The sequence below is a fragment of the Azospirillum himalayense genome (assembly GCF_042657465.1).
GTDB classification, from domain to species: domain Bacteria; phylum Pseudomonadota; class Alphaproteobacteria; order Azospirillales; family Azospirillaceae; genus Azospirillum; species Azospirillum himalayense.
The window spans coordinates 36,026-59,451 of the sequence record NZ_JBHSLC010000122.1; the positions used below are offsets into that span (position 1 = coordinate 36,026).

The 23,426-nt window shown below is 69.0% G+C and carries 20 protein-coding genes and 2 tRNA genes; 15 read left to right on the forward strand and 7 right to left on the reverse strand.

Annotated features, from left to right (window positions below; all coding sequences use genetic code 11):
* Positions 1–13: 13 nt before the first annotated feature.
* Complete coding sequence (locus ACFPMG_RS34425) at positions 14–1,042, reverse strand: ABC transporter substrate-binding protein (protein WP_377000577.1); 1,029 nt, start codon at positions 1,040–1,042, stop codon at positions 14–16.
* Positions 1,043–1,180: 138 nt separating this feature from the next.
* Positions 1,181–1,627, reverse strand: coding sequence for a hypothetical protein (locus ACFPMG_RS34430; protein ID WP_377000579.1), 447 nt, complete (start codon positions 1,625–1,627; stop codon positions 1,181–1,183).
* 191 nt (positions 1,628–1,818) lie between these two features.
* Between ACFPMG_RS34430 and ACFPMG_RS34435 the strand changes: the two genes are divergently transcribed.
* Positions 1,819–2,127: an Rdx family protein gene (locus tag ACFPMG_RS34435; RefSeq protein WP_377000581.1), complete on the forward strand. Its 309-nt coding sequence runs from the start codon at positions 1,819–1,821 to the stop codon at positions 2,125–2,127.
* Positions 2,128–2,134: 7 nt separating this feature from the next.
* Here the strand turns inward: ACFPMG_RS34435 and ACFPMG_RS34440 are convergent, their stop codons facing one another.
* Positions 2,135–3,253, reverse strand: coding sequence for a D-alanyl-D-alanine carboxypeptidase family protein (locus tag ACFPMG_RS34440; RefSeq protein WP_377000583.1), 1,119 nt, complete (start codon positions 3,251–3,253; stop codon positions 2,135–2,137).
* A 350-nt stretch (positions 3,254–3,603) separates the two neighbouring features.
* Here ACFPMG_RS34440 and ACFPMG_RS34445 point away from each other — a divergent pair, with 350 nt between their 5' ends.
* The gene (locus tag ACFPMG_RS34445) at positions 3,604–5,205 is read left to right on the forward strand and encodes a L,D-transpeptidase family protein (RefSeq protein WP_377000585.1); all 1,602 of its coding nucleotides are present in this window, start codon (positions 3,604–3,606) and stop codon (positions 5,203–5,205) included.
* A gap of 120 nt (positions 5,206–5,325) precedes the next feature.
* On the forward strand, positions 5,326–5,691 hold the full coding sequence (locus tag ACFPMG_RS34450) for a hypothetical protein (protein ID WP_377000587.1): 366 nt from the start codon (positions 5,326–5,328) through the stop codon (positions 5,689–5,691).
* 327 nt (positions 5,692–6,018) lie between these two features.
* On the opposite strand, the gene ACFPMG_RS34455 is transcribed toward ACFPMG_RS34450, so the two are convergent.
* Positions 6,019–6,501, reverse strand: a complete 483-nt coding sequence (locus ACFPMG_RS34455; RefSeq protein WP_377000589.1) for a MarR family winged helix-turn-helix transcriptional regulator — start codon at positions 6,499–6,501, stop codon at positions 6,019–6,021.
* Positions 6,502–6,618: 117 nt separating this feature from the next.
* Entirely contained in the window at positions 6,619–6,807 is a 189-nt protein-coding gene (locus tag ACFPMG_RS34460; RefSeq protein WP_377000591.1) for a hypothetical protein, read from the reverse strand.
* Between the two features lie 442 nt (positions 6,808–7,249).
* Between ACFPMG_RS34460 and ACFPMG_RS34465 the strand changes: the two genes are divergently transcribed.
* The 3 genes from ACFPMG_RS34465 (at position 7,250) to ACFPMG_RS34475 (ending at position 10,691) form a co-directional block, all read left to right on the forward strand.
* A complete protein-coding gene (locus ACFPMG_RS34465; protein WP_377000593.1) occupies positions 7,250–10,201 on the forward strand; it encodes an ATP-binding protein in 2,952 nt (983 codons plus the stop codon).
* A gap of 298 nt (positions 10,202–10,499) precedes the next feature.
* Positions 10,500–10,586: transfer RNA gene (locus tag ACFPMG_RS34470), tRNA-Leu, on the forward strand.
* A gap of 29 nt (positions 10,587–10,615) precedes the next feature.
* Positions 10,616–10,691: transfer RNA gene (locus ACFPMG_RS34475), tRNA-Ala, on the forward strand.
* Positions 10,692–10,951: 260 nt separating this feature from the next.
* Here the strand turns inward: ACFPMG_RS34475 and ACFPMG_RS34480 are convergent.
* Together ACFPMG_RS34480 and ACFPMG_RS34485 are read right to left on the reverse strand one after the other, a co-directional pair.
* On the reverse strand, positions 10,952–11,590 hold the full coding sequence (locus ACFPMG_RS34480) for a helix-turn-helix domain-containing protein (RefSeq protein WP_377000595.1): 639 nt from the start codon (positions 11,588–11,590) through the stop codon (positions 10,952–10,954).
* A gap of 260 nt (positions 11,591–11,850) precedes the next feature.
* A complete protein-coding gene (locus ACFPMG_RS34485; protein WP_377000597.1) occupies positions 11,851–11,988 on the reverse strand; it encodes a hypothetical protein in 138 nt (45 codons plus the stop codon).
* A gap of 26 nt (positions 11,989–12,014) precedes the next feature.
* Between ACFPMG_RS34485 and fliF the strand changes: the two genes are divergently transcribed.
* The 9 genes from fliF to ACFPMG_RS34530 all read left to right on the forward strand — a co-directional run bounded on the left by fliF (position 12,015) and on the right by ACFPMG_RS34530 (position 23,417).
* Positions 12,015–13,679: a flagellar basal-body MS-ring/collar protein FliF gene (gene fliF / locus ACFPMG_RS34490; RefSeq protein ID WP_377000599.1), complete on the forward strand. Its 1,665-nt coding sequence runs from the start codon at positions 12,015–12,017 to the stop codon at positions 13,677–13,679.
* A 4-nt stretch (positions 13,680–13,683) separates the two neighbouring features.
* Positions 13,684–14,454: a FliH/SctL family protein gene (locus tag ACFPMG_RS34495; RefSeq protein ID WP_377000601.1), complete on the forward strand. Its 771-nt coding sequence runs from the start codon at positions 13,684–13,686 to the stop codon at positions 14,452–14,454.
* A gap of 65 nt (positions 14,455–14,519) precedes the next feature.
* Positions 14,520–14,849 carry a flagellar motor switch protein FliN gene (gene fliN / locus ACFPMG_RS34500; RefSeq protein WP_014198330.1) on the forward strand — a complete coding sequence of 110 codons (330 nt, stop codon included), beginning with the start codon at positions 14,520–14,522 and terminating at the stop codon, positions 14,847–14,849.
* Positions 14,846–15,712 carry a motility protein A gene (locus ACFPMG_RS34505; protein WP_114858039.1) on the forward strand — a complete coding sequence of 289 codons (867 nt, stop codon included), beginning with the start codon at positions 14,846–14,848 and terminating at the stop codon, positions 15,710–15,712. The genes fliN and ACFPMG_RS34505 overlap by 4 nt, the downstream gene beginning before the upstream one ends.
* 1 nt (position 15,713) lies before the next feature.
* Positions 15,714–17,252: a sigma-54-dependent transcriptional regulator gene (locus ACFPMG_RS34510; protein ID WP_377000604.1), complete on the forward strand. Its 1,539-nt coding sequence runs from the start codon at positions 15,714–15,716 to the stop codon at positions 17,250–17,252.
* A gap of 35 nt (positions 17,253–17,287) precedes the next feature.
* On the forward strand, positions 17,288–19,453 hold the full coding sequence (flhA, locus tag ACFPMG_RS34515; RefSeq protein ID WP_377000606.1) for a flagellar biosynthesis protein FlhA: 2,166 nt from the start codon (positions 17,288–17,290) through the stop codon (positions 19,451–19,453).
* Positions 19,454–19,496: 43 nt separating this feature from the next.
* Complete coding sequence (locus tag ACFPMG_RS34520) at positions 19,497–20,558, forward strand: flagellar biosynthesis protein FlhF (RefSeq protein ID WP_014198326.1); 1,062 nt, start codon at positions 19,497–19,499, stop codon at positions 20,556–20,558.
* Complete coding sequence (locus tag ACFPMG_RS34525; RefSeq protein ID WP_014198325.1) at positions 20,555–21,349, forward strand: MinD/ParA family protein; 795 nt, start codon at positions 20,555–20,557, stop codon at positions 21,347–21,349. Before ACFPMG_RS34520 ends, ACFPMG_RS34525 begins: the two co-directional genes overlap by 4 nt.
* Before the next feature lie 7 nt (positions 21,350–21,356).
* Positions 21,357–23,417: a hypothetical protein gene (locus ACFPMG_RS34530; RefSeq protein WP_377000609.1), complete on the forward strand. Its 2,061-nt coding sequence runs from the start codon at positions 21,357–21,359 to the stop codon at positions 23,415–23,417.
* The last annotated feature ends 9 nt before the right edge of the window (positions 23,418–23,426 follow it).

Below are 23,426 nucleotides of genomic sequence, written 5' to 3' on the forward strand. Positions count from 1 at the left end.
TCGCCGGATGGGCTCAGCCGCCGAACAGGTCGGCGAAGTCCTTCTTGTTGGCCTCGTCGTCCTTCAGCGCCTTGGCCGGGTCATAGGGCATCAACGTGACCATTGACGGGTCCGGGAAGCCGGCCGGCGGCGCCACCCCCGGCAGCGCCGGCAGGAAGCCCTGGCGGGAGGCCAGCTCCTGCCCCTCCTTGCTCAGCAGGAAGGCGATGAAGGCCTTGGCGGCGTCGGGATTCTTGCTGGTGTTCAGGATGGCGACCGGCTCGGTCACCGCGCTGACGCCCTCCTTGGGGAAGACGAAGGCGACGGGGGCGCCCTTGGCCTGCTCGCGGATCGGCAGGTAATCGACGATGACGCCGTACAGCTTCTCGCCGCTGGCCACCGACTTCAGGATGCCGCCGTTGCCCTTGGCCGCGGTGGTGCCGTTGGCCTGGAGCTTCTCGTAGAAGGCCATGCCGAGGTCCGGCTGCTCCTTCACGGCGGCCATGTGGATGGCGGCGGCGCCGGAATAGAGGGGGCTGGGCATCACGGTGGTGCCCTTGGCTTCCGGTTTCAGCAGGTCGAGCCAGGAGGACGGCTTCATCGGCGCCGCCGTGTTGTAGGCGATGCCGGTGGTGATCAGCTTGGTGGCGAACCACGTGCCGTCCGGATCGTGGGTGCCGGGGCGGTAGCCCTGGACCGGCGCGTCCGTGTAGGCCAGCAGGCGCTTCTCCGCCTTCAGCGACTCCATGGTCACCGCGTCGGCGATCAGCAGCAGGTCGGCCTGCGGGCTGCCCGCGGCGATCTCGGCGCGCAGCTTGTTCATCAGCTCGGTCGTGCCGCTGCGGACCCACTCGACCTCGACGCCGGGGTTCTTGGCCTTGAAGGCGTCCACCGTCTGCTTCGCGTCGGCTTCGAGCTGCGAGGTGTAGAGGACCAGCTTCCCGGCCGGCTTGTCCGTAGCGGCGTGGGCGGGCAAGGCCAGCAGAAGCGCGCCGGCGGCGGCGGCGATGGTCGTCCCGATGGCCGCGAACGCCGCGGCGAGGTGTGTGCGCTTGGCCTTCATGTCTCCCGTTTCCCTCTCTGGTCGTCTCCGCCGGTCCGGAGCCTCCTCTGGAGTGCCCCGGTATGCGGACGAAGGCCCTTGTTTACGCCAGAACCATGACAGCCGCATGACGGCGGCCGTTCCCGACGGTCACCAGCGTCATACCCGATTGGGGCGGCACAGGGAAAGGGGACGGCCTGCGGAAGGGGGCTCGGCGGCCGCGGTTTCCTCTTTGCCGAGGCCCAGCGCGTTGCGGGTGGCCTCCAGCCGGTCGGCGGAGCGCGCCACGGCGTTGGCGCTCCTGCGCAGGCGGTGCAGACTGCGGACCATGCTGTCCACCGCGGCACCGCGGAGCTGGGCGGCGCGGGCGGCGGGGGCGTCCTTGTCGTCCGGCACGGCGTGCAGGGGCGCCGGCTTTGTCACCAGCAGGGTGGAAACCTCCAGCCGCATGGCGTTGTCGCGAACCGCGTGGACGCGGTGCACCAGCTCGGTCAGGGAAATGTCGCGGCACAGGCCACGGCACCACAGGGAACCGGTTTCCGACCGCATGCAGAATCCGCAGCCCGCTTCCTCGCTCCACAAACGCTTGGCTGTGTGTACCGGCATGCTCCACCTCGTTGGTCCGACCCCAGCAAAGCGCGAGAGTGGCCCGTGAGGCAAAACGTCTTTGGCAATACCGCTCTGTGGGGAGGCCGCAACGCCCCCTTTTCGAACGGAGTCGCGCGAAGGGCTTGGAAGACAAGCCGTTCGGCAGCACCCTTAGGACGACGACAGCCCAAACGACAGGAGCGCGGACCGTGACCAGCGAAGCCCCCGACCGGCCCATCCTTCAGATCGAATATTGCCGCCAGTGCCGCTGGATGCTGCGCGCCGCCTGGATGGGGCAGGAGCTTCTGACCACTTTCGAAGACGAGTTGGGCGGCGTCACCCTGATACCCGGCACCGGGGGCATCTTCGAGGTGCGGCACGGCGCGGCGGTGGTCTGGTCGCGCAAGGAGGAGGGCCGCTTCCCCGACATCACCGAACTCAAGCAGCGGGTGCGCGACCACATCGCCCCGGACAAGCCTCTGGGCCACGCCGACCGCAAGCGGCCGGCGGACCCCTGAGACATGTTCAGCGGACGGCCTTCACGTCGGTAACGGCCACCGTCTGCTTGGGCGGGGCGGCGCCGAAGCCCTGCTCCAGCAGTTCGGCGACCTCGCGGTCACGGGAGGCGGCGGTGGTGCCGCCCAGCACGACGGCGACCAGACGCTGGCCGTTGCGGCTGGCGCTGCCGGCGAGGTTGAAACCGCTCAGATTGATGAAGCCCGTCTTGATGCCGTCATAGCCTTCGACCCGGCCGAGCAGCCGGTTGTGGCCGGGGACCACCGTGCCGTTCCAGTCGAAGCGCGTGCGCGAGAAGTAGGCGTATTCCCGCGCCGGGCGGGACACGATGGCGCGCGACAGGCGGGCCATGTCGCGGGCGGTGGTGCGCTGTTCCTTGTGCGGCAGGCCGGAGGCGTTGCGGAAGGTGGTGCTGGCCATGCCCAGCGCCTGCGCCTTCGCGGTCATCATCTCGGCGAACTGCTCCTCGCTGCCGCCCATCGCTTCGGCGAGCACGACGGCGACGTCGTTGGCCGACTTCACGGTCAGGGCGAGGATCGCGTCCTCCACCCGGATGGTCGAGCCGACGGCGAGGTTCAGGCGCGACGGCTTCTGGTTGGTGGCGTGGCGGGACACCGGAAGTTCCTGGTCCAGACGCAGCGTGCCCCGTTCCAGCGCCTCGAAGGTCAGGAGCAGGGTCATCATCTTGGTCAGCGACGCCGGGTAGGTCAGCGTGTCGGCGTTCTCCGAATCGAGAACCCGGCCCGACTGCGCGTCCATCAGCACATAGGCGTGGACCGGGCGGAAGACGGCGGCGCCCGCCACCGTGCCGGCGGCGGCCCCGGCGGCGACCCGGCCCGCGCGGCGCGCCTTGCCCGTGCGATGGACGGCGGCCTTGCGCAAAGAGGCCTTGTGGGTGGCGGCCTTGTGCACGGTCCGAACGGCGGCGGGCTTCGCCGCGGTCTTGGACGCTGCGGCCTTCTGGGGCGCAGCCTTGGCGGCCGTCTTGGCGGTGGGCTTGGGCGCTTGCTTGTGCACCGTCTCCTGGGCCGCCTTGGCGAGGGCGTCCGCAGGGTTGACGGCGACCGGCATGGCGACGGCCAGGGACAGAAGCAGCGGCAGAACGAAACCGTACGGCGAACGCGGCATGATGGCGACCGGATGGAGAGATGGTCGCCTCCTGTACCCTGAAAGCGGTTAACAAAAAATGTGTCGAATCTCTGGCGCCTTGTGTGATTTTGCGGTCCCTGCGTGAGCGGCGCCATTTACCAACAGTCGGACGCCCCTCTCCCGTTGCCTGTGTCGCAGCGGCAACTCTGCTGTGCACATTGTGGCACAGAAGCATCATCCGGCGCGATGTCACTTGTGCCGCGCCGCCGCGGGCGTCAGATGTCTTATGCCGAAAGGGCGCTGGTTCCCGCGTGTCGTCCGTGCGACCTCACGTATGGACAGAGCCTTTCGTTAGCCGTCTGTTCATCGCCGCGTGGGATGCTTCGATTATGCTGACGACCATTCGCACCTGCGCCCGGCCCGCCCTCGGAGCGAGGGTCGCCGCGTGCCTCCTCGCCGGGCTGCTCGCCCTGCCCGCGCAGGCCGCGCCGTCCACCGCTTCGGGCACCTCCACGGGCCGGGATGTCGTGGGGACCTGGATCGCGCGGATCGACCAGCGCGCCGCCGAACTGGAGGCCATGCCCCGCGTGCAGCAAACGCGTGTGGGCTATGGTTCCGTCCTGAAGAAGGGCGACGGCGGCATGGTCGACGTGGTGGCCCCCGGCCCCGTCCGCCCGTCCGACGTGCCGGAGGGCACCGCCCCCGCCGCCGGGGCGGTTCCGACGGTCGTCGTGACCCCGCCCGCCGAACCGATCCAGCAGGCCGACCCGTCGGCGACGCCCGGCAACGCGCTCAGCGGAACGGCGACGCCCGGCACGGTGGTGGAGGTGCTGCCCCCGCCCCCGGCCCTGACCATCCAGGTGCGGGCGCGCACCGCCGACCGCGTCGGCCGCCTGTCCACCCGGCTGATCGAGCTGGGCTTCCTGAACCAGGAGCAGTGGACCGAGACGTTCGACGACAACCTCGAGACCGCCGTCCGCGCCTTCCAGCTTTCCGAAGGGCTGATGCAGGACGGCAAGGTCGGCGAGGTCACGCGCCAGGCGCTCGACCGCACGCCCAAGGAGGCCGCCAAGCTGATGCGCGGCGCCACCGCGTCGATGCGCGCCTTCCAGGCGTCGGTTCCGGACACGGTGATCCTGGTCAACCTGCCCAGCCAGACCGTGTCCTACATCGAGCGCGGCAAGCTGAACTTCACCATGCGCGCCGTGGTCGGTCGCCCGTCGCGCCAGACCCCGCTGCTCCAGGACCGCGTCACCAGCGTGACGATCAACCCCACCTGGACCGTGCCGCCGACCGTGCTGGTCGAGGACAAGCTGCCGGTGCTGCGCAAGAAGGGCAACACCGGCATCAAGGACGCCGTCGTCTATCTGGACGGGGTCGAGGTGGTGCCGGAAAGCATCAACTGGTGGCAGGTCACGCCGGAGCGCATCCGCATCGTCCAGAAGCCGGGTGACGACAACGCCCTCGGCCGCTTCCGCTTCAACCTGACCAACGGCGACGGCATCTTCCTGCACGGCACCAACGACCCGCGGCTGTTCGAGCGCGACCTGCGCGCCGCCAGCTCCGGCTGCGTGCGGCTGGCCGACGCGCGGATGGTCGCGGAGACGCTGCTGCGCCCCGCCAAGCTCGATTCCGCGGCGATCGAGCGGCAGCTCGACAGCGGCAAGACCAAGACGGTCTCTCTGCCCAACGCCGTCCCAGTCCGCTTCGTCTACTGGACCTCCACGGTGGAGACGGACGGCACCGTGCGGGTGCATCCGGGCATCTACGACGACGTGCCGACCAGCTCGTCCGCTCCGTCGGCCAGCCAGGCCCCGGCCGCCGCGGGAACCGTCTCGGCCCCGCGCCGGGTGGAACCGAAGCCCGTCCGCCCGACTCCGGCCGCCGCCCCGCAGCCGGCCCCGGCGCCCGCCCAGTCCTCCTCCACGGCCACCCCGGCCCGCGCCGCCGACACGCGCAACGGGGCCGAGGCCGTCCGCACGGCGATGTGATGCCGCCGCGCAGGGTCAGGCTTTGCAGAACGTAGAAAAGGCGCCGTCTCGACGGCGCCTTTTTTCGTACCCATCTTTCTTACGGCGGCGCCCCGTCCCGCGCCGCGGCGGAGGTGCGTCATGATCCCCTTCCCGGCTTCGGCGCGGCTGTGCGCCCTGCTCCTGGCCGTCCTTTTGATGACTCCGACTCCGGTGTTCGCCGGCGGCTGGCATGGAGGGAATTTCTTCGGCTTCAGCATTTCGCTGCCGCTGGCCTTCGGCTTTCCGCCCCCCGTCTATGTTCCACCGCCGCCCGTGGTCTATGTGCCGGTTCCCCAGCCCGTTCCGGCGGCACCGCTGGCCACCCGGACCTCCCCCACCTATCTCGGCCCCGGCGGGCGCTACTGCCGCGATTTCCAGATGCCCGGCGTCGTTGGCGGACGCCCCGCGACGCTCGTCGGAACCGCCTGCCTGGACCCGGATGGGCAGTGGCGGGTGATCGGTTGAGGAGGGACCGGCGGGGGCAACTCTATCCGCAATATCGGGATATCCCCAGAAGCTGTGGGTAACTCTGTGAGCGAATCCGGGAGCAACCTGTGAGCATGGCCGTGAATCCGCGACCTTGAGCGAATTGCCTAAATTTCAGGCACCTCTGAAAAGGCGGAATTGCCCGACTTTTGTGGGTTTCAGCGGTTCCAAACAAGTCTGGAAAAACAAAAAAGCAACATTCGCAGAGTCAAGGACGCCGTTCAGGCGAATGTGCATAACTCGGGCTAACCCGGACCATTGGCCCTACCCACCGTTACGACTTGAATGTGGGGAAACCGCCGGGGATCATGCGCACAGGCGGGCCAGCAGTTCGGCCAGCCGGCTCCGTTCGTCCACGGACAGGCGCCCGGTCAGTTCGGCCTCCGCCTGCGCGATGGCCGGCCCGGCCGCCTCCACCACCTGACGCCCGCTGTCGGCCAGCCTGACCAGATTGCGGCGGCGGTCCAGACTGTCGGGGCTGCGCAGGAGGTAGCCGCGGTCGATCAACCGCACCACCACCCCCTGCATGGTGGCGGGGTCCATCGCGATGCTGCGGCCCAGGTCGATCTGCGACATTGGCCCGTGCTGGTGCAGCGCCGCCAACGCCGCCCATTGCGGCGCCGTCAGGTTGAAAGCGGCCAGAGCCTCGCTCAGCATGGCGGTGGCGCGCTGATGGACGCGCCGGATGCGGCTGTGGATGGATTCGGTGGGCACGGTGCAAAGGGTGACGTCGCAACCCTCCCTGCCGTTGGCAGTGTCGGTGCCGGCCATTTCGGTCGGGAGAGCCATGAACGCGGCGGCCTCGTGTCAATGAACGACACTTTGGCCTTTAACACCGATCTGTGTCGGTTGTGTTTCAGGAGCGGCTTACGACATTACCGTTCTGAAATACGCCGAAGGTCAGGGTCACTCCGCCGCCTGACGGATCGGCGATGCGGCCCCGTCGCGCGTCTCGCGCCGCTCCAAATCGATGAGTTGGACCATCCGGCGCTCCACCGCGACCAGATACTCGCGCGTTTCCAGCCCGCGGCACTCCCGGCTGTGCCGGCGCAGCAGCAGGATGGCTTGGTAGGAGGGGTTGCGGCTCCACGGCATGGTCGGCTCGCACGGAAAGACGGTGGCAGGGGCACCAATTACAATCGAGAAATATTACCGGAATGCGAGCGGTGCCATGAAAATGATTCGTTGCGAACGGGACCCTGGTTTGCTCGGAGTGGTTACGTCCGCCGCAATCGCTGCGTATTGCGCGCAAGCCCGCCGGCGGGAACGGATGGCTTTGGGAGAAGCGGTGCGCACGGACACGACCGGTGCGTCGATCGCTATGACAGCCTCCGCCCACCCGGTGGTGGCGCCCCGTGATCCGATGGCCTCTGAGGTGCGCCCTGACGCGGAAGCAAAATGGAGTTATCCGGCCCGTTAATCGTTGCATCTGCGCGCCCATGTGGCATGAACGCCCTGTGGAGTTTGGAGAACATCCACCACCGACGATCCTGTTCCGGTTGCCACCTGCGGCGGTTCGGCCCGTTCGGGCGCAAGGATGGCCGACTTCCTTCATCAGATTCCCTTGGCGATGCCCCATTATCTGCGTCTGTTTCTTTTGATCGTGACCGCCGTGGTGCCGCTCGCGGCGCTCCAGTTCATGACGCAGTACAGCCTGTGGCAGGATCGGGAGAACGAGGTGCGCAACGACACCCTGCGCCTTCTCGACCTGCTGGACGCCGAGCAGCAGCGCATCGCCGCGGAGGCGCGGCAGGTGCTGGCGACCATCGTCGAATCCGGCGTGCCGCAGGCGGGACCCCCGGATTGCCAGCAGACCATGGACCGGCTGCGCGCCCGCTATCCCGCCTATCTGTCGGTGGAGGTGGCCGACCGGCAGGGCCGGGTGTGGTGCGCGACCGACCCGGTCTCGCTGGGCGTCGATCTCGGTGGCATCCGCACATTCCAGAGCGCACTGGCCACCGGCGCCCTGGCGGTGGGCGAGTATGGGCTGCGCTATCCCAACCAACGCCCCATCCTGCCCTTCCGCTTGGCCTACCCGTCGCCGGAGGGCATGCCGGGCGGCCCCTTAGACGGCCCCCTGGGCGGCGTGGTGACGGTGCTTCTCGACGCCCGCTGGCTGGAGGAGAATTTGGGCCGCCGCCCCCTGCCGCCGGGCATGGAGATGGTGATCGCCGACCGCCAGGGCCATGCGGTGGCGCGCCTGCCGGAGGCGCCCGAGGCCATCGGGCAGCCCCTGCCCACCGCCATGCTCCAGGCCATGCGGGCGGCGCGGGGAACACGGTCGGCGGCCGTCTTCGACACCGGCGGGACGGAACGGATGGTGGTGTCCGCCCCCCTCGACACCGGCACCCGCGAATCGATGATCGCCATCGGGATCGACCGCGATGCCGCGATGCGCCCGGTCCGGGACGCCATGCTCTTCTCGCTGGCTCTGTTCGGCGGGGTGCTCCTGCTCACCTGCCTGGGGGCGGCCTGGGGCATGCGGCAGTTCCTGCGCGTGCGCGATCGGATGGTGGAGACCGTGGTCGACAAAGCGTCGGTCCTGGAGAGCACGACGGACGCCGTGGCCGAACTCGACCGGTCCTGGCGGGTCGTCTTCGTCAACGAACGGGCACGGACCCTCTTGCCGGATTCCGGGGACGCCATTGGCCGGAACGGGCGGCAGGCCTTCGCGGAGCTGATGGCCGGCGAATCCGGGCGGACCCTGCAGCAGGCCATGGAGCACCGCGAAGCGGTGGAGTTCGAGACGCAGGGGCCGCGCAGCGGCGTCTGGTTCGCCGTGCGCGCCTTCCCGTCACGCAAGGGCCTGGCCCTCTATTTCCGGGACGCCACCGAGCGCCGGCGCCTGGAGGACGAGCGCACGCTCCTGACCCGGCAGTTGGAGGCGGAGCGCAGCCTGCTGACCGCCATCCTGGATCATCTGCCCTCGGGGCTGCTGGTGGCGGAGGCGCCGAGCGGGCGGATCGTCAAGGTCAACGACACGGCGCTCCACCTGCTCGGCGGCCCGCCGCCACCTGCCGCCGGCTGCGGTTGCGACGGCACGCGGGCCTGCAACGGCGGCGCCTGCTTCGGCGAGGGGAGTTGCCCGTTGTCCCGTGCCCTGCGGCAGGGCGAGACGATGGAGCAGGAGGACATGCCCTACACCCGGCCCGACGGCACCGCCATGACCCTGTCGGTCAGCGCCACTCCGGTTCGCGATTCGGATGGACGGGTGACCCTGGCGATCTGCACGCTGCGCGACGTCGGGGAGCGCAAGTCGATGGAACAGGCGCTGCAGCGCGCCAAGGAGGAGGCCGACGAAGCCAACCGCGCCAAGTCGAAGTTCCTCGCCGCGGCCAGCCACGATTTGCGCCAGCCGATGCAGTCCATGTTCCTGTTCACCGGCATCCTGCACCGCTTCATCCGCGACGAGCAGGGGCAGCGCAGCCTGGAAATGCTGGAGCGCGGCCTGGACACGCTGAAGGGGTTGCTGGACAGCCTGTTGGACGTGTCGCGGCTGGACGCCGGGGCGGTCGATCCGCGCGTGGAGCCCTTCCCCCTGAACAGCCTGCTGGACGAGCTCGCCGCCTCCTACGCGCCGATCCTGGAGAGCAAGAATCTGGCCTTCCGCATCGTGCAGGACCATGCGGCGACGGTGCTCAGCGACCGCGTGCTGCTGGGCCGCATGGTGCGCAACCTGCTGGAAAACGCCATCAAGTACACGGAGCGCGGGGCGGTGCAGATCACCGTCCAGACGCAGGGCATTGGGGCAGAGGGCCATGGCACGCAGGGCGGCCACGTGCGGATCGAGGTCAGCGACACCGGGATCGGCATCCCGCCCGACCAGCTGACCCTGATCTTCGCGGAGTTCCACCAGCTCAACAACCCGGAACGCGACCGGGCGCGCGGCCTCGGTCTCGGCCTCGCCATCGTGCAGCGGCTGTCGGCGATCCTCGATCATCCCGTGGAGGTGAAATCCCAGCCGGACCGCGGGTCCGTCTTCGCCATCACCGTGCCGCTGGCCGCGGTGGAGACGGCCCCGGCCCCGCCGCCGGTCGCCGCCTCCGCTTTCACCGGCGGCGGCGAAGCTCCGCGCGCCCTGCTGGTGGACGACGACGCCATCGTCCTGCTGGGGCTGCGCGACATGTTCCGCGAATGGGGTTACGAGGTGCGGATCGCCGGCTCCACCGACGAGGCGGTGGCGAAGATCGAGGCGGACGGGCGCATGCCCGACGTGATGCTGGTCGATTACCGCCTGCGTGAAAAACGTGTCGGAACGGAAGCGGTGGTGCGCGTCCGCGCCATGGCCGGATGGGACGTTCCCGCGGTGATCCTGACCGGAGAGGCAGGTCCCGAATGCGAGATGGACGCCGCTGCGCACGGGCTGGAGGTGGTCCGCAAGCCGGTGACGCCGCGCCAGCTCCGGCGCGTTCTGGACCGCGCCATGGCGAAGCAGGCGAAGACGGCGGCGGCCGTGACCGGCGCGGAGGGCGAGCGTCTTTCCCTGTAGAGGGCTCAGGCCCCCTGGACAAGAAAGCGGCCCACCGTCCGATCGAACGGCGGGCCCTTGAGGTGCAAAACAGGGAGGCACACGCCCTTGGGGCAAACTGAACATAGCGACCGCGCCAGTTCCGCGCGAAAGGGGGAAAGTCGTAGCGTCGGGCGTGTCCGGGGTGCACCGAAGGAAGCGGGCGCCCTCCTCCGAAAAAATGATGGCCTCGATAGATTTCGCTTGAGCGCCGGCAACGGCACGGCTATATCAGCGCTCCCGCGTCGCCCCAAGGGACGCGGGACAAAGAGCAGACGATGCGCTTGTGGCGGAATTGGTAGACGCGCTAGGTTCAGGTCCTAGTGGCTGAAAGGCCGTGGGGGTTCGAGTCCCTCCAAGCGCACCAACACATCTTGTGTTGGTCTGATCATAAGTGGGGCCATAGCTCAGCTGGGAGAGCGCTACAATGGCATTGTAGAGGTCAGGAGTTCGATCCTCCTTGGCTCCACCATCATGAAGCCAGCAACCCCGACGGGTTGCTGGCTTTTTCCTTTTGACCCCGGCGCTACGGTCGATCTCGGCGCGTCGGCCCACGCGCCCGGACGCCTCTCAGGGGGCTTGAGGCGACGAAGCGTTGCGGCCCGCCATGCCCCGCCATTGACGACAGGGCCGGGCATGTCTTTGAACCGGGAGGCCTTTTCAACCGGAGAGCCTTTGAACCGGGCGGGTGAGCCGCGTGGAGCGAAGCCCCCGGCTCTCCCCGCCCGTGCCTCACGCCTGCCCGACGCTGTGGCCGGCGCCGCGCCCGCGGCGGCCCCGCACGGCGGGCGGATCGACAACCCCCACATCCTCGCCGAGGATCGGGTCGCCGGCACCGTCGGCCTGATCGGCGCAGCGTTCGGCCAACTCCCGGATCGCTCCGCGGATCTCCGGATCGCGGATGTTCTGGAAATAGCGGGCGAGCATCAGCGCCTCGCGGGAGCGCAACGTGCCCTCCGACTCCTCCGCCTGCGGGCTGACGGTTCCCGCCTCCTGGGCCGCGTGGCGCTCTTCCAGCCCTTCAAAGAAGACGGAGACCGGGACCCGGAAGAACTGCGCCAGCTTGAACAGCCGGCTGGCCGAAACCCGGTTGAAACCACGCTCGTACTTCTGAAGCTGCTGAAAGGTCAGCCCCAGAGCCGACGCCACGTCGCTCTGACTCAAACCGGCAAGCATCCGCAACTCGCGCAAGCGCTGCCCAACAAACACATCGACCTCGTTGAGGCCTTCCTTCTTCTCACGTCCACGTTTTTTCACGGCATTCCCCCATCGGTAACGGTGGCAAAGCCCTATGTCGCGCGAAGCAACATTCGGTTTTGCGTTGGAAAGATTCCGACGTGCTTGTGCCACGATCTTTTTGGTATCGGACAAGCGACCATTGCAACTCAGCTATGACGTCGAGATCACAAAGTCAACCACCGTTGCAATATTTACTACCTACGTCCGAACAAACCCTAGAAAGAGAATGGGTATATACACGCATATCATTCTTTCTTTCGAGGTAACTTTTAATTGCTTGCCTTGGAAATGATCCGACAGGCGCGCTTTTGTGGAGAATCGTACCGCTGCTCCTCGCTCATTGGTCGGCAAAGGAGCGTTGCGGGCGCGCGACGGTAGGCACATTTTGCCGGTCACTGGGCAAATTCTGCCCACGGATTAACGCTCTCTTCATCAAGACAGCCCAGCATGCGCAGGAAAGCATGGACCGGCGCGGTTTTTGCAAATTCCTTTTTTGCGTCTGCGAAATCAAGAACTTCCCGGACATTCACCGGGGCATCCGATCGGGGACTAGCGCGTGAACAACCTTCTGCAGACCTTGCGCAACCTGGGTCCCGCGCGCCTGGCCGCCATCGGTGGCGTCGGCCTGCTTCTGATCGGATTCTTCGTCTATCTGATGACGCGCCTCTCCACCCCGGAGATGGAGCTTCTCTACGCCGAACTCCAGCCCACCGAAGCCGCGGCCATCGCCAAGAAGCTGGAGGAGGCGAAGGTCCCCTTCACGGTCGACAAGACCGGCACGAAGATCATGGTCGCCGCCGAGCAGGTCGGGCCGACCCGCATGCGGATGGCCGCCGCCGGCCTGCCGTCGGGGGGCTCCATCGGCTACGAGCTCTTCGACAAGGGCGAAGGCTTCGGCGCCACCAGCTTCATGCAGAACATCAACCATCTGCGCGCCCTGGAAGGCGAGATGGCGCGCACGGTGCAGACGTTGAACGGGGTGCAGAGCGCCCGCGTCCATCTGGTGCTGCCCAAGCGCGAGCTGTTCGCGCGCCAGCAGAACCCGGCGACGGCCAGCATCTTCCTGAAGCTGCGCCCCGGCGCCCAGCTGTCGCGCGAGAACATCCAGGCGATCCAGCACCTGATCGCCGCCTCCGTGCCGAACCTCGATCCCAGCCGCATCTCCATCGTCGACGACAAGGGCACCCTGCTCGCCCGCGGCACCGGCAACGACAGCGCGGACGCCATGCTGGCCTCGGCGGAGGAGAAGAAGGTCGCCTACGAGAGCCGCATCGCCCGCATCATCGAGGATCTGCTGGGCCGCACCGTCGGCTACGGCAAGGTGCGGGCTGAGGTCTCGGCCGATCTCGACTTCGACCGCATCACCACCCAGTCGGAAATCTTCGATCCGGAAAGCCAGGTCGTCCGCTCCACCCAGACGGTGACGGAGGCGAACGAGAGCCACGACCGCGACCCGCTGTCGCCGGTCACCGTGGACCAGAACCTGCCGACCGCGCAGTCGGGCAACAACGCCGGCCCGATCTCGCAGAACAAGCAGAACCGCAGCGAAGAGACGATCAACTACGAGATCAGCCGGACCACCAAGAACCACGTCCGCGAATCCGGGCAGGTGCGGCGCCTGTCGGTCGCGGTGCTGGTCGACGGCACCTACAGCCTGCCCAAGGACGGCAACCCGGCGGCCTACCAGCCGCGGCCGGAGCAGGAGCTGGAGAGCATCAAGGCGCTCGTCCGTTCCGCCGTCGGCCTCGACGCCGTGCGCGGCGACACGCTGGAAGTCATCAACATGCGCTTCTGGTCGCCGGAAGACGACGTCCAGAAGCCGGAGGAGCTGTTCCTTGGCATGACCAAGGACGACCTGTTCCGCATCGCGGAGATGGTCGTGCTGGGCATCGTCGCCGTCCTCATCATCCTGCTGGTCATCCGCCCGCTGATCACCCGCGCCTTCGAGAAGGCCGACCAGCAGGAGGAGGACGACATGGACCGCCTGCTGGCCGACCAGAGCGGCATGCCCGCCGCCCTGGCCGCGCCGACCGGCGCGCTGGCCCAGGACCTCGCCCTGGAGGCCGCCCAGGCCGACGAGGAGCTGGAGCAGATGATCGACATCAACCGCGTCGAAGGCCGCGTCCGCGCCTCCTCGCTGCGCAAGGTGGGCGAGATCGTGGAGAAGCATCCGGAGGAAGCGGTGTCGATCCTGCGCAACTGGCTGTATCAGGAGAGCTGACGCGATGAGTTCGGTCCGCAAATTCCTGTTCGACGAGTCCTTCGACGTGGATGCGCCGCCGCGCCGGCAGCTCCAGGCCGACGACGACTATTTCGACAACATCCCCCTGCCGGAACCGGAGCCCGAACCGGAGCCGGAGTTGCCGCCCGAACCGCCGCCGCCGGTGTTCGGCGAGGCCGATCTGGCCGCCGCCCGCGCCGCCGGCTTCGCGGAGGGCGAGACCGCCGGCAAGTCGACGGGCTACGGCAAGGGTTTCGTGGACGGCAACAACGCCGGCCGCAAGGACGGCTACGAGCAGGCCCGCGTCGAGATCGAGGCGACGGTGCAGGCGCGGATCGCCAACGCGCTGGAAACCGTCGGCAACGGCGTGCAGCATCTGCTGAACGAGCATTACGCGACCAGCGCCCAGCGGGCCGACCAGCCCGTGCACATCGCGCTGGCCATCGTCCGCAAGCTGATGCCGGAACTGGCGCGGCGCGGCGGGCTGATGGAGGTGGAAGGGCTGGTGCGCGCCTGCCTGACCGACCTGATCGACGAGCCGCGCCTGGTGGTGCGCGTCGCCGACGACACGGTGGACGCGGTGCGCGAGCATCTGGACCAGGTGATCGCAGCCCGCGGCTTCGGCGCGAAGCTGATGGTGGTGGGCGATTCCGGCCTCGCGCCGGGAAGCTGCCGGATCGAGTGGGCCGAAGGCGGGGTCGAGCGCGACACCGCCGGCCTGCTCGCCCAGATCGAACGGCGGATGGCCGGCCTGCTGGAAGCGCCGCCGGGCTGACCCCCGGGCGGACCGATTGCGGCGAACAGGATTTTTTGAGGTTCTAAGGGCTTCTGGAGACTTCGATGGCCAAGGACAGCTTCTCCCTCGACGAGTTGGACGGCGGCGGCCGCAGCGACATTGCGGAGTATGAGACCGGCCTGGGTCCAGCCAAGGATCTGGAAGCGGTCTACGACATCCCCGTCCAGATTTCCGCCGTGCTCGGCAAATCGACCATGCAGGTCAGCCAGTTGCTCAAGCTCGGGCGCGGCGCGGTGGTGGAGCTGGACCGCAAGGTCGGCGAAGCCATCGACATCTACGTGAACAACCGTCTGGTCGCCCGCGGCGAGGTCGTGGTGGTGGAAGACCGGCTGGGCATCACCATGACCGAAATCATCAAGTCGGACCGCGGATGAGCCTCACACGAGACAGCGCTGAATCGTCCCGCCGGGGCGGGCGTTCCGCCCGGCCGCGGGGCGGGGTGGACATGGCGACGCTGGTCGGTCTGGCCGCCGCCGCCGTGGTCATCTTCGTCGCCATGGCGTCGGGCGGCAGTTTGCGCGCCTTCGTCGACCCGCCGTCGCTCATCATCGTGCTGGGCGGCACGCTGGCGGTCACCACCGCCTCCTTCTCGCTGTCCGACGTGGCCATCGCGTGGCGCGACGCCGGTGCGGTGCTGATCCACCGGACCAGCGACCCGCGCGGCGTGGCCCGGCAGGTGCTCCTGCTCGCCGAGGCGGCGCGGCGCGCGCCGGAGACGCTGCGCAACGTCCTGCCGGAGTTGAAGCACGAGTCGTTCCTGCACCGCTCGGTCACGCTGGTGGCCGAGGGGCTGCCGCCCGACGACATCGAGCGGATGCTGATCGGCGAGGTCGAGGCCTCGGGCGCCGGCAAGGTCAAGAGCGCCGGCGTGCTGCGCCGCGCGTCGGAGGTGGCGCCGGCCATGGGGCTGATCGGCACGCTGGTCGGCCTCGTCCAGATGCTGGGCAGCCTGAACGACCCGTCGAGCATCGGCCCGGCGATGGCGCTGGCCCTGCTGACCACCTTCTACGGGGCGGTGCTCGGCAACGTCGCGCTGGCCCCGCTGGCCGCCAAGGTGGAGCGGACGGCGGAGGAGGACGCGCTCGTCAAGACTCTCTACACCATCGGCGCGGTATCCATCGCGCGTCAGGAAAATCCGCGGCGTCTGGAGATGCTCCTGAACGCCGTTCTTCCGCCTGGAAAGCGGATTCAGTACTTCGACCGGGACTCCGACCGGGGTTCTCCGAGGGGAGCGTAAGATGCGTCTGCTGATCGTTGGAACGTTGGAAGGGTACATCACCGCCGCTGGCAAGATCGCCATGCAGCGCGGGGCGAAGGTGTCCCACACCGACAGCATCGAGGGCGCCCTGAACGCCCTGCGCGCGGCGGCGGGGGCCGACCTCGTGATGATCGACGTCAAACTCGACATCGCGACCTTCATCGAAAGCCTGAAGGCGGAACGGATCACCATTCCCGTGGTGGCCTGCGGCATCGGCACCGACGCCGCGGCGGCGGTGAAGGCGATCCGCGCCGGCGCCAAGGAATACATCCCCCTGCCCCCCGACGCGGAGCTGATCGCCGCCGTGCTGGAAGCGGTGGCGGAGGAAAGCCACGCCATCGTCTGCCAGGACCCGGCCATGCTGGCGACCCTGCGGCTGGCGGACCAAGTGGCGCCCAGCGATGCCTCCGTCCTCATCACCGGCGAGAGCGGCACCGGCAAGGAGCTGATGGCCCGCTACATCCACCGTAAGAGCCGGCGCTCCGACGCGCCCTTCGTCGCGGTGAACTGCGCGGCCATCCCGGAAAACCTGCTGGAATCGGAGCTGTTCGGCCATGAGAAGGGCGCCTTCACCGGCGCCGTCGCCCGCCGGCTCGGCCGCTTCGAGGAGGCCAACGGCGGCACCCTGCTGCTCGACGAGCTGTCGGAGATGCACCCGCGGCTGCAGGCCAAGCTGCTGCGCGCCATCCAGGAGAAGGAGATCGACCGCATCGGCTCGTCCCAGCCGGTGAAGGTCAACGTCCGCCTGATCGCCACCTCCAACCGCAACCTGGAGAACGAGGTCCGGTCCGGCAACTTCCGCGAAGACCTCTATTTCCGGCTGAACGTCTTCAGCGTCGCCATCCCGTCCCTGCGCGAACGGCCGGCCGACATCCCGATGATCGCCGACCATTTCCTCAAGAAATACGCGCAGGCCAACGGGCTGGGCGAGAAGCGGCTGTCGGACGACGCGCTGCTGATGCTGCGCGCCCACCACTGGCGCGGCAACGTGCGCGAGCTGGAAAACACCATGCACCGCGCCGTGCTGCTCTCCAAATCGGAGACGGTCGGGCCGGACGCGATCATGCTGACCAGCCAGCTGCTCGCCCCGGAAGGGTCGGCGCAGGCGTCGATCCCGACCAACTCGCCGGTCGCCAACCCCTTCGCCGGGCCGGGCGGCACGGTGCCGCAGGCGCCGCGCGGCTACGGACAGCCGGCTCCCGGTTACCCGACCTCCTACGCGCCGCCTTCGGGCCACGCCGCGGGGGCCGCGGCCTACGGCAACGCCGGAGCCTCGTCCTATGGCAACGCCGGAGCGGCGCCCGGCGCGCCCGCCGTCCAGGGCCTCGTCGGCCGCACGGTGGCGGAGGTCGAGCGCGACCTGATCATCGGCACGCTGTCGCACTGCCTGGGCAACCGCACCCACGCGGCGAACATCCTGGGCATCTCCATCCGCACGCTGCGCAACAAGCTGAAGCAGTACAGCGAGGAGGGCGTGCCCGTGCCGCCGCCGGGCACCGAGGAACGGGCGGCCTACTGATCCGCTGATCGGGGGAACGGCGGAGGAGCGGCGGCATGGCACTGACCGAACACAATCCGGGGGCACGCGCGGGCGGCGGCGGCAACATGTCCGCGCTGACCGACATGGTGGCCGTTGCGAAGGGCGCGCTGAAGCGCGGCGACATCGTGATGGCGGCCGGCATCATGCTGATCGTCGTCGGGTTGATCCTGCCGCTGCCGCCGATGCTGCTCGACATGATGCTCGGGCTGAACGTCACCATCTCGATCCTCATCCTGATGGTGGTGCTGTTCATCGAAAAGCCGCTGGAGCTGTCGGCCTACCCGACGATCCTGCTCATCACGACGCTGCTGCGCCTGTCGCTGAACATGGCCTCCACCCGCCTGATCCTGACGCAGGGTCACGAGGGCACGGCGGCGGCGGGCCATGTGATCGAGGCCTTCGCCGGCTTCGTCATGGGCGGCGACTTCATCATCGGCGTGATCGTCTACGCGATCCTGACGATCGTGAACTTCAAGGTCATCACCGCCGGTTCGGGCCGCATCGCCGAAGTGGCGGCGCGCTTCACCCTGGACGCCATGCCCGGCAAGCAGATGGCCATCGACGCCGACCTGTCCGCCGGCATGATCGACGAGACCACCGCCCGCGCCAAGCGCAAGGAGCTGGAGGACGAAAGCGCCTTCTTCGGTTCCATGGACGGTGCGTCGAAGTTCGTGAAGGGCGACGCCGTCGCCGGCCTGATGATCATGTTCATCAACATCATCGGCGGCGTGTCGCTGGCGGTCCTGCGCTACGACATGCCGATCCTGCAGGCGCTGGACACCTTCACCAAGCTGACCATCGGCGACGGCCTCGTCTCGCAGATCCCGGCGCTGGTCATCTCCATCTCCGCCGGCTTCCTGGTGTCGAAGGCCGGCACCGGCGGGTCCACCGACAAGGCGGTGGTCGGGCAGCTCACCAACCACGTCAGCGCGCTCGGCCTGTCGGCGGGCGCCATCGGCCTGCTCGCCCTGATGCCGGGCATGCCGATGCTGCCCTTCCTGCCGGTGGTCGCCGCCGTCGGGGCCGCCGCCTGGTATCTGCCGAAGATGCGCGCCAAGAAGGAGGCGGAGGAGGCGGAGGCCGCCGCCGCCGAGGCCGCGGGCATGGGCGGACCGGGCGGCGGGGCCGCCCCGGTGGCCGACGAACCGATCGCCACGGCGCTGGCCATCGACCTGATCCGGCTGGAGCTGGGCTACGGCCTGCTGTCGCTGATCAACCAGCCGCAGGCGGGCAGCCACCGGTTGACCGACCAGATCAAGGGGTTGCGCCGCCAGATCGCCGGCGAGGTCGGCTTCGTCATGCCCGCCGTGCGCATCCAGGACAACCTCCAGCTTCCGCCCAACGCCTACATCATCCGCGTCAAGGAGATCGAGGCGGGGCGCGGCGACATCCGCCCGAACATGCTGCTGGTCATGGACCCGCGCGGCGAGGCGATGAGCCTGCCCGGCGAGCAGACGGTGGAGCCGACCTTCGGCCTGCCGGCCATCTGGATCGAGCCGGGCTACCGCGAGGAGGCGCTGTTCAAGGGCTACACGGTGGTCGACCCGTCCACGGTCATCACCACGCATCTGACCGAACTCATCAAGGACAACATGCCGGAGCTGCTGTCCTTCACCGAGACGCAGAAGCTGCTGGACGAGCTGGACAAGGAGCACCAGAAGCTGATCGCCGACGTGGTGCCGGCGCAGATCACTGTGGGCGGATTGCAACGGGTGTTGCAGAACCTGCTTGCAGAACGGGTTTCGGTACGCGATCTTGCCACCATTCTGGAGGGCGTGTCCGAGGCGGCAAGCCAAACCCGCAGCATCACGCAGATCACCGAGCATGTGCGCACGCGCTTGGCGCGGCAGATCTGCGACGCGAACATCAACGAGATGGGAGTGATCCCGCTCGTCACCCTGTCCCCCGAGTGGGAGCAGGCGTTCGCGGAATCGCTGGTGGGCGATGGCGACGACCGGCAACTGACGATGGCGCCGAGCCGGCTTCAGCAATTCATCACTTCGGTCCGCCAAACCTTCGAGCGACACGCCATGATGGGCGAGACCCCCGTCCTGTTGACCAGCCCCCTGATCCGTCCCTTCGTCCGCTCGATCGTCGAGCGGTTCCGGCCGGCCACCGTGGTGATGTCGCAGAACGAGATCCACCCCAAGGCGCGGATCAAGACCCTGGGGCAGATCTGATGCAGGCCATGACGAACCAGTGTGACGGGCGGGGAGCGAGCCGATGCGGCTGAAGTCGTTCCACGCCAAGTCCATGTCCGAAGCCATGCGCATGGTCCGCCAGACGCTGGGCGACGATGCCATCATCGTCGCCACGCGCGAGGAGGACGGCGGCGGCGTTCGCGTGACCGCGGCGGTGGAGGACGACGATCTGCTGATGGCGCAGGCGCGCACGGCCCAGCCGACCCGGACCGCCCGCCCCGTGGTGGTGGTCGAGGAGGAGCCGGAGATCGACGTGGGCGAGGTGGTGGCCGACGTGCTGCACCGCCACGGCGTTCCCGCCGCGCTGGCCGAGCAGCTGATCGACGCCGCCGCCGGGCTGGACACCGACGACCCCGCGCTGGCGCTGGGCGCCGCGCTCGATTCCATGTTCACCTTCAGCCCGCTGCAGGACCGGCGCGGCGGCAACAAGCCGCTGATCCTGGTCGGCCCGCCGGGCAGCGGCAAGACGCTGATCGTCGCCAAGCTGGCCGCCCAGGCGGTGTTCCGCAAACGCTCGGTCGGCGTGATCACCACCGACACGGTTCGCGCCGGCGGCATGGAACAGTTGGCCGCCTTCACGCGTCTGATGAAAATCAAACTGGCGACGGTGGAAGACCCCGACGCGCTCGCAGGCGCGTTCGAGGTCAGCCGCGGCGCCGACGTCGTCCTGGTGGATACCGCCGGGCGCAACCCCTACAACCGGGAAGACATGGCCGACCTCAAGGCCCTGCTGTCCGCCGGGGTGGCCGAGCCGATCCTCGTGCTCCCCGCCGGGCTGGACGCCATGGAAGCCGCCGACATCGCCCAATCCTTCAAGGCGCTGGGCGTGCGGCGGATGCTGATCACCCGGCTTGACATGGCGCGTCGGCTGGGCAGCCTGCTCGGCACGGCGCACCGTTCACGCATGGCCTTCTGCAACGCCAGCGTTTCCTCCAAGGTGGCCGAAGGGCTGACACCGCTGAACCCGGTGGCCTTCGCCCGCCTGATGATGCCCGCCGAGGACAAGGCGGCGCGCAACCGGCCCAAACCGGCGGCCCCTGCCAAGACCAAAGCCGTTCGTTCTTCGTCGAGGACCATCCCATGACCGATCCGGTGTTTCCGGCCGCCCTCAAGAACGTTCACCCGCTGCGCGGTGCCAACGTCATCGCCGTGGCCAGCGGAAAGGGCGGCGTCGGCAAGACGTGGTTCTCGATCACGCTCGCCCACGCGCTGACGAAGATGGGCAAGAACTCGCTGCTGTTCGACGGCGACCTCGGCCTCGCCAACGTCGACATCCAGCTCGGCTTCCAGCCCAAGAACGATCTCGGCGCGGTGATCAACGGCGACGTGACGCTGGGCCGCGCGGCCCAGCGCTACACCGAGGGCGGCTTCGACATCATCGCCGGCCGCTCCGGCTCCGGGACGCTCGCTCAGCTGCCGAGCCAGCGCCTGTCCGGCCTGCGCAACGACCTGATGGAACTGGCACGGCGCTACGACTGCGTCATCATGGACATGGGCGCCGGCGTCGACCGCACGGTCCGCACCCTGTCCGGCCCCGCCGGGACGACGCTGGTGGTGACGACGGACGAGCCGACCTCGCTGACCGACGCCTACGCCTTCATCAAGCTGACCCACGCCACCAACCCCACCGCCGACCTGCGCGTCGTGGTGAACATGGCGCAGAGCGTGAAGGACGGCGAGCGCACCTACGGCACCATCCTGAAGGCCTGCCAGAACTTCCTGAAATACAAGCCCGCACTGGCCGGCATCATCCGCCGCGACCTGAAGGTGCGCGACGCCATCCGCAACCAGTCGCCGCTGCTGACCCGCTCCCCCAGCTCCGACGCTGCGCGGGACGTGCTGGCCATCGCCCAGCGGCTTCTCAACGGCCAGTAAGACCGGGATGGGGGGCGCCCTTCCTCCCCCAGCCGCCGGCGCGCCCGCCGCCCCGGCGGCGACCACCCCCGCGCCGGTGGCGGTCGCCGAGGGCACGGTCAAGGCCCTGCCGGAGCGCTTGCAGGACATCGCCCGCCCGGTGGTGCTGACCGGCACCGTCGTCGGCACCACGCCGGAGGGCTTGGCCCGCGTGCGCACCCAGGCCGGCGAGGTGCTTGTGCAAACCCCGACGCCGCTGCCCGCCGACAAGCCGGTGACGCTCCAGATCACCCCGGCGCAGGTGCTTCTGGAACAGGCTCAGGCCGCGTCGACCGACCCCGCCGCGGCCTCCCCCGCACTGAGCCTCGCGGCGAAGGTTCTGGTGCTGACCCAGGGCACCCCCCCGGGTGTCCCATCCTTGCCGACCGCAGGTGGGCCGGCGCCGGCCAGTCCCGGCCAGACCGGAGCGACGTCCCCTCAGGGTTCGGCCCCTCAGGGTTCGGCGACACCGGTGGTGATCCTGCCCAGCCCGGCGTCCGCCACGCCGACGGTGGGACCGGCGGGCCAGCCGCTTCCCCTGCTGCTGCCGGGCACCATCGTTCCCGCGCTGGTCATCGCCGCGGCGGCGAAGCCGCCGGCCCCGCCCGGTGCGGCCCCGGCCCTGCCCGGTCAGCCCACCGCCGCGCCGGTGGTGGCGGCGCCCCTTCCCGTCACGGACAGCGGCGGCGGCCAAGCCCCGGCACCGACACAAGCCGGCCAGCCCAACGCAGCCCTCACTCCTCCGCAGGCGCCGCCCACGCCTTCGGGCACATCGCCGCTTCCCGGCAAGCCGATGCTCGACACCACGGTGGAACTCGGCGGCGACGCGGCGCATCCCGGCGGGGACCTCCCGGAAGCCGCCTCGCCCACGAAACCGACCCCCACGAAGCCAGCCGGCCAACCGGTCCTGCCCCAGGGCGGCACCGTTGCCCTGAAGATCCTGACCGTCACGCCCCCGCCGGACCAGCCGCCGGCCGCCCCGCCGGACGATGGGTCTCCGCCATCGGACGGCCAGAGCGCAGGCAACCCGCCCCGCAAGGACGGCGCCCCGCTCCAACCCGCTTCTCCACCTCCGGCGGCACCGCAATCGGCCCCTGCCCCGCCCCGCGGCACCGCAATCCCCACCGCAGCGCCCACGATGCCCAGTGCGGACCCCGGCGCCTCCCCGGCAACACCGGAGACGCCCGACGGGCCGGTTCTGAAGGGCACGGTGGCCGGCAGCACGCCGCAGGGCCAGCCGATCCTCGCCACGCCGCAGGGCATGCTGGCGCTGAACGTCCAGGCGAGCCTGCCGCAGGGCAGCACCGTCACCGCCGCCCTGACCGACCCCGCCAAGGCGCTCCAGACCGCGCCACCCCCGCTCACCGCGGAGCCGGGGCCGCTGAGCGAGCGGGACTGGCCCGCCATGCGCCAGCTCTTGAGCGCGCTCGCCGGGGTGGACCGCTCCGCCGCTCAGGCGCTGATCGGCACGGTCCTGCCGCAGCCGAACCGCAAGCTGGGCGCGGCGATGAGTTTCTTCCTGTCGGCGATCCGCGGCGGCGACGCCCGCGGCTGGCTGGGCGAGGACGCCGCCTCCGCTCTGGAGAAATCCGGCCAGGGAAGCCTGCTGTCCCAGCTGGAGCGCGAGTTCCGCAGCCTTCAGCAGCAGGCGGGCGATCCCCTGCCCGGCGACTGGCGTCCCTACACCCTGCCGATGATGGACGCCAATGGGCTGCTGCCGATCAAGCTGCACATCCATCCCATAAATTCGGAAGAGGACGGCAAGACGGGCCGCAAGGGCGGCGACAAGGGCAGCCGCTTCCTGCTCGACCTGGATCTCAGCCGTCTCGGCCCGATGCAGCTCGACGGGCTGGTGCAGCCCAACCGGTTCGACCTGATCCTGCGCAGCCACACCCCGCTCGCGCCGGAGATCCGCCTGGACCTGATCCAGATTTTCGCGGACAGCATCCGCGCCGTGGGCTACATCGGCGGCCTGTCCTTCCAGTCCGGCGCCAAATGCTGGGTCAAGCTGACCCGGACCGGAGCGGGCGGCAGCAGCTACACCGCCTGACGAGCCTGG

Excerpts from the sequence above, each read along its gene's own strand:
- ACFPMG_RS34445 (WP_377000585.1), top strand. The coding sequence starts at position 3,604 with ATGCTGACGACCATTCGCACCTGCGCCCGGCCCGCCCTCGGAGCGAGG.
- ACFPMG_RS34430 (WP_377000579.1), bottom strand. The coding sequence starts at position 1,627 with ATGCCGGTACACACAGCCAAGCGTTTGTGGAGCGAGGAAGCGGGCTGC.
- ACFPMG_RS34450 (WP_377000587.1), top strand. The coding sequence starts at position 5,326 with ATGATCCCCTTCCCGGCTTCGGCGCGGCTGTGCGCCCTGCTCCTGGCC.
- ACFPMG_RS34465 (WP_377000593.1), top strand. The coding sequence starts at position 7,250 with ATGGCCGACTTCCTTCATCAGATTCCCTTGGCGATGCCCCATTATCTG.
- ACFPMG_RS34495 (WP_377000601.1), top strand. The coding sequence starts at position 13,684 with ATGAGTTCGGTCCGCAAATTCCTGTTCGACGAGTCCTTCGACGTGGAT.
- ACFPMG_RS34425 (WP_377000577.1), bottom strand. The coding sequence starts at position 1,042 with ATGAAGGCCAAGCGCACACACCTCGCCGCGGCGTTCGCGGCCATCGGG.
- ACFPMG_RS34505 (WP_114858039.1), top strand. The coding sequence starts at position 14,846 with ATGAGCCTCACACGAGACAGCGCTGAATCGTCCCGCCGGGGCGGGCGT.
- ACFPMG_RS34510 (WP_377000604.1), top strand. The coding sequence starts at position 15,714 with ATGCGTCTGCTGATCGTTGGAACGTTGGAAGGGTACATCACCGCCGCT.
- ACFPMG_RS34455 (WP_377000589.1), bottom strand. The coding sequence starts at position 6,501 with ATGGCTCTCCCGACCGAAATGGCCGGCACCGACACTGCCAACGGCAGG.
- ACFPMG_RS34440 (WP_377000583.1), bottom strand. The coding sequence starts at position 3,253 with ATGCCGCGTTCGCCGTACGGTTTCGTTCTGCCGCTGCTTCTGTCCCTG.
- ACFPMG_RS34460 (WP_377000591.1), bottom strand. The coding sequence starts at position 6,807 with ATGCCGTGGAGCCGCAACCCCTCCTACCAAGCCATCCTGCTGCTGCGC.
- ACFPMG_RS34520 (WP_014198326.1), top strand. The coding sequence starts at position 19,497 with ATGCGGCTGAAGTCGTTCCACGCCAAGTCCATGTCCGAAGCCATGCGC.
- flhA (WP_377000606.1), top strand. The coding sequence starts at position 17,288 with ATGGCACTGACCGAACACAATCCGGGGGCACGCGCGGGCGGCGGCGGC.
- ACFPMG_RS34525 (WP_014198325.1), top strand. The coding sequence starts at position 20,555 with ATGACCGATCCGGTGTTTCCGGCCGCCCTCAAGAACGTTCACCCGCTG.
- ACFPMG_RS34530 (WP_377000609.1), top strand. The coding sequence starts at position 21,357 with ATGGGGGGCGCCCTTCCTCCCCCAGCCGCCGGCGCGCCCGCCGCCCCG.
- fliN (WP_014198330.1), top strand. The coding sequence starts at position 14,520 with ATGGCCAAGGACAGCTTCTCCCTCGACGAGTTGGACGGCGGCGGCCGC.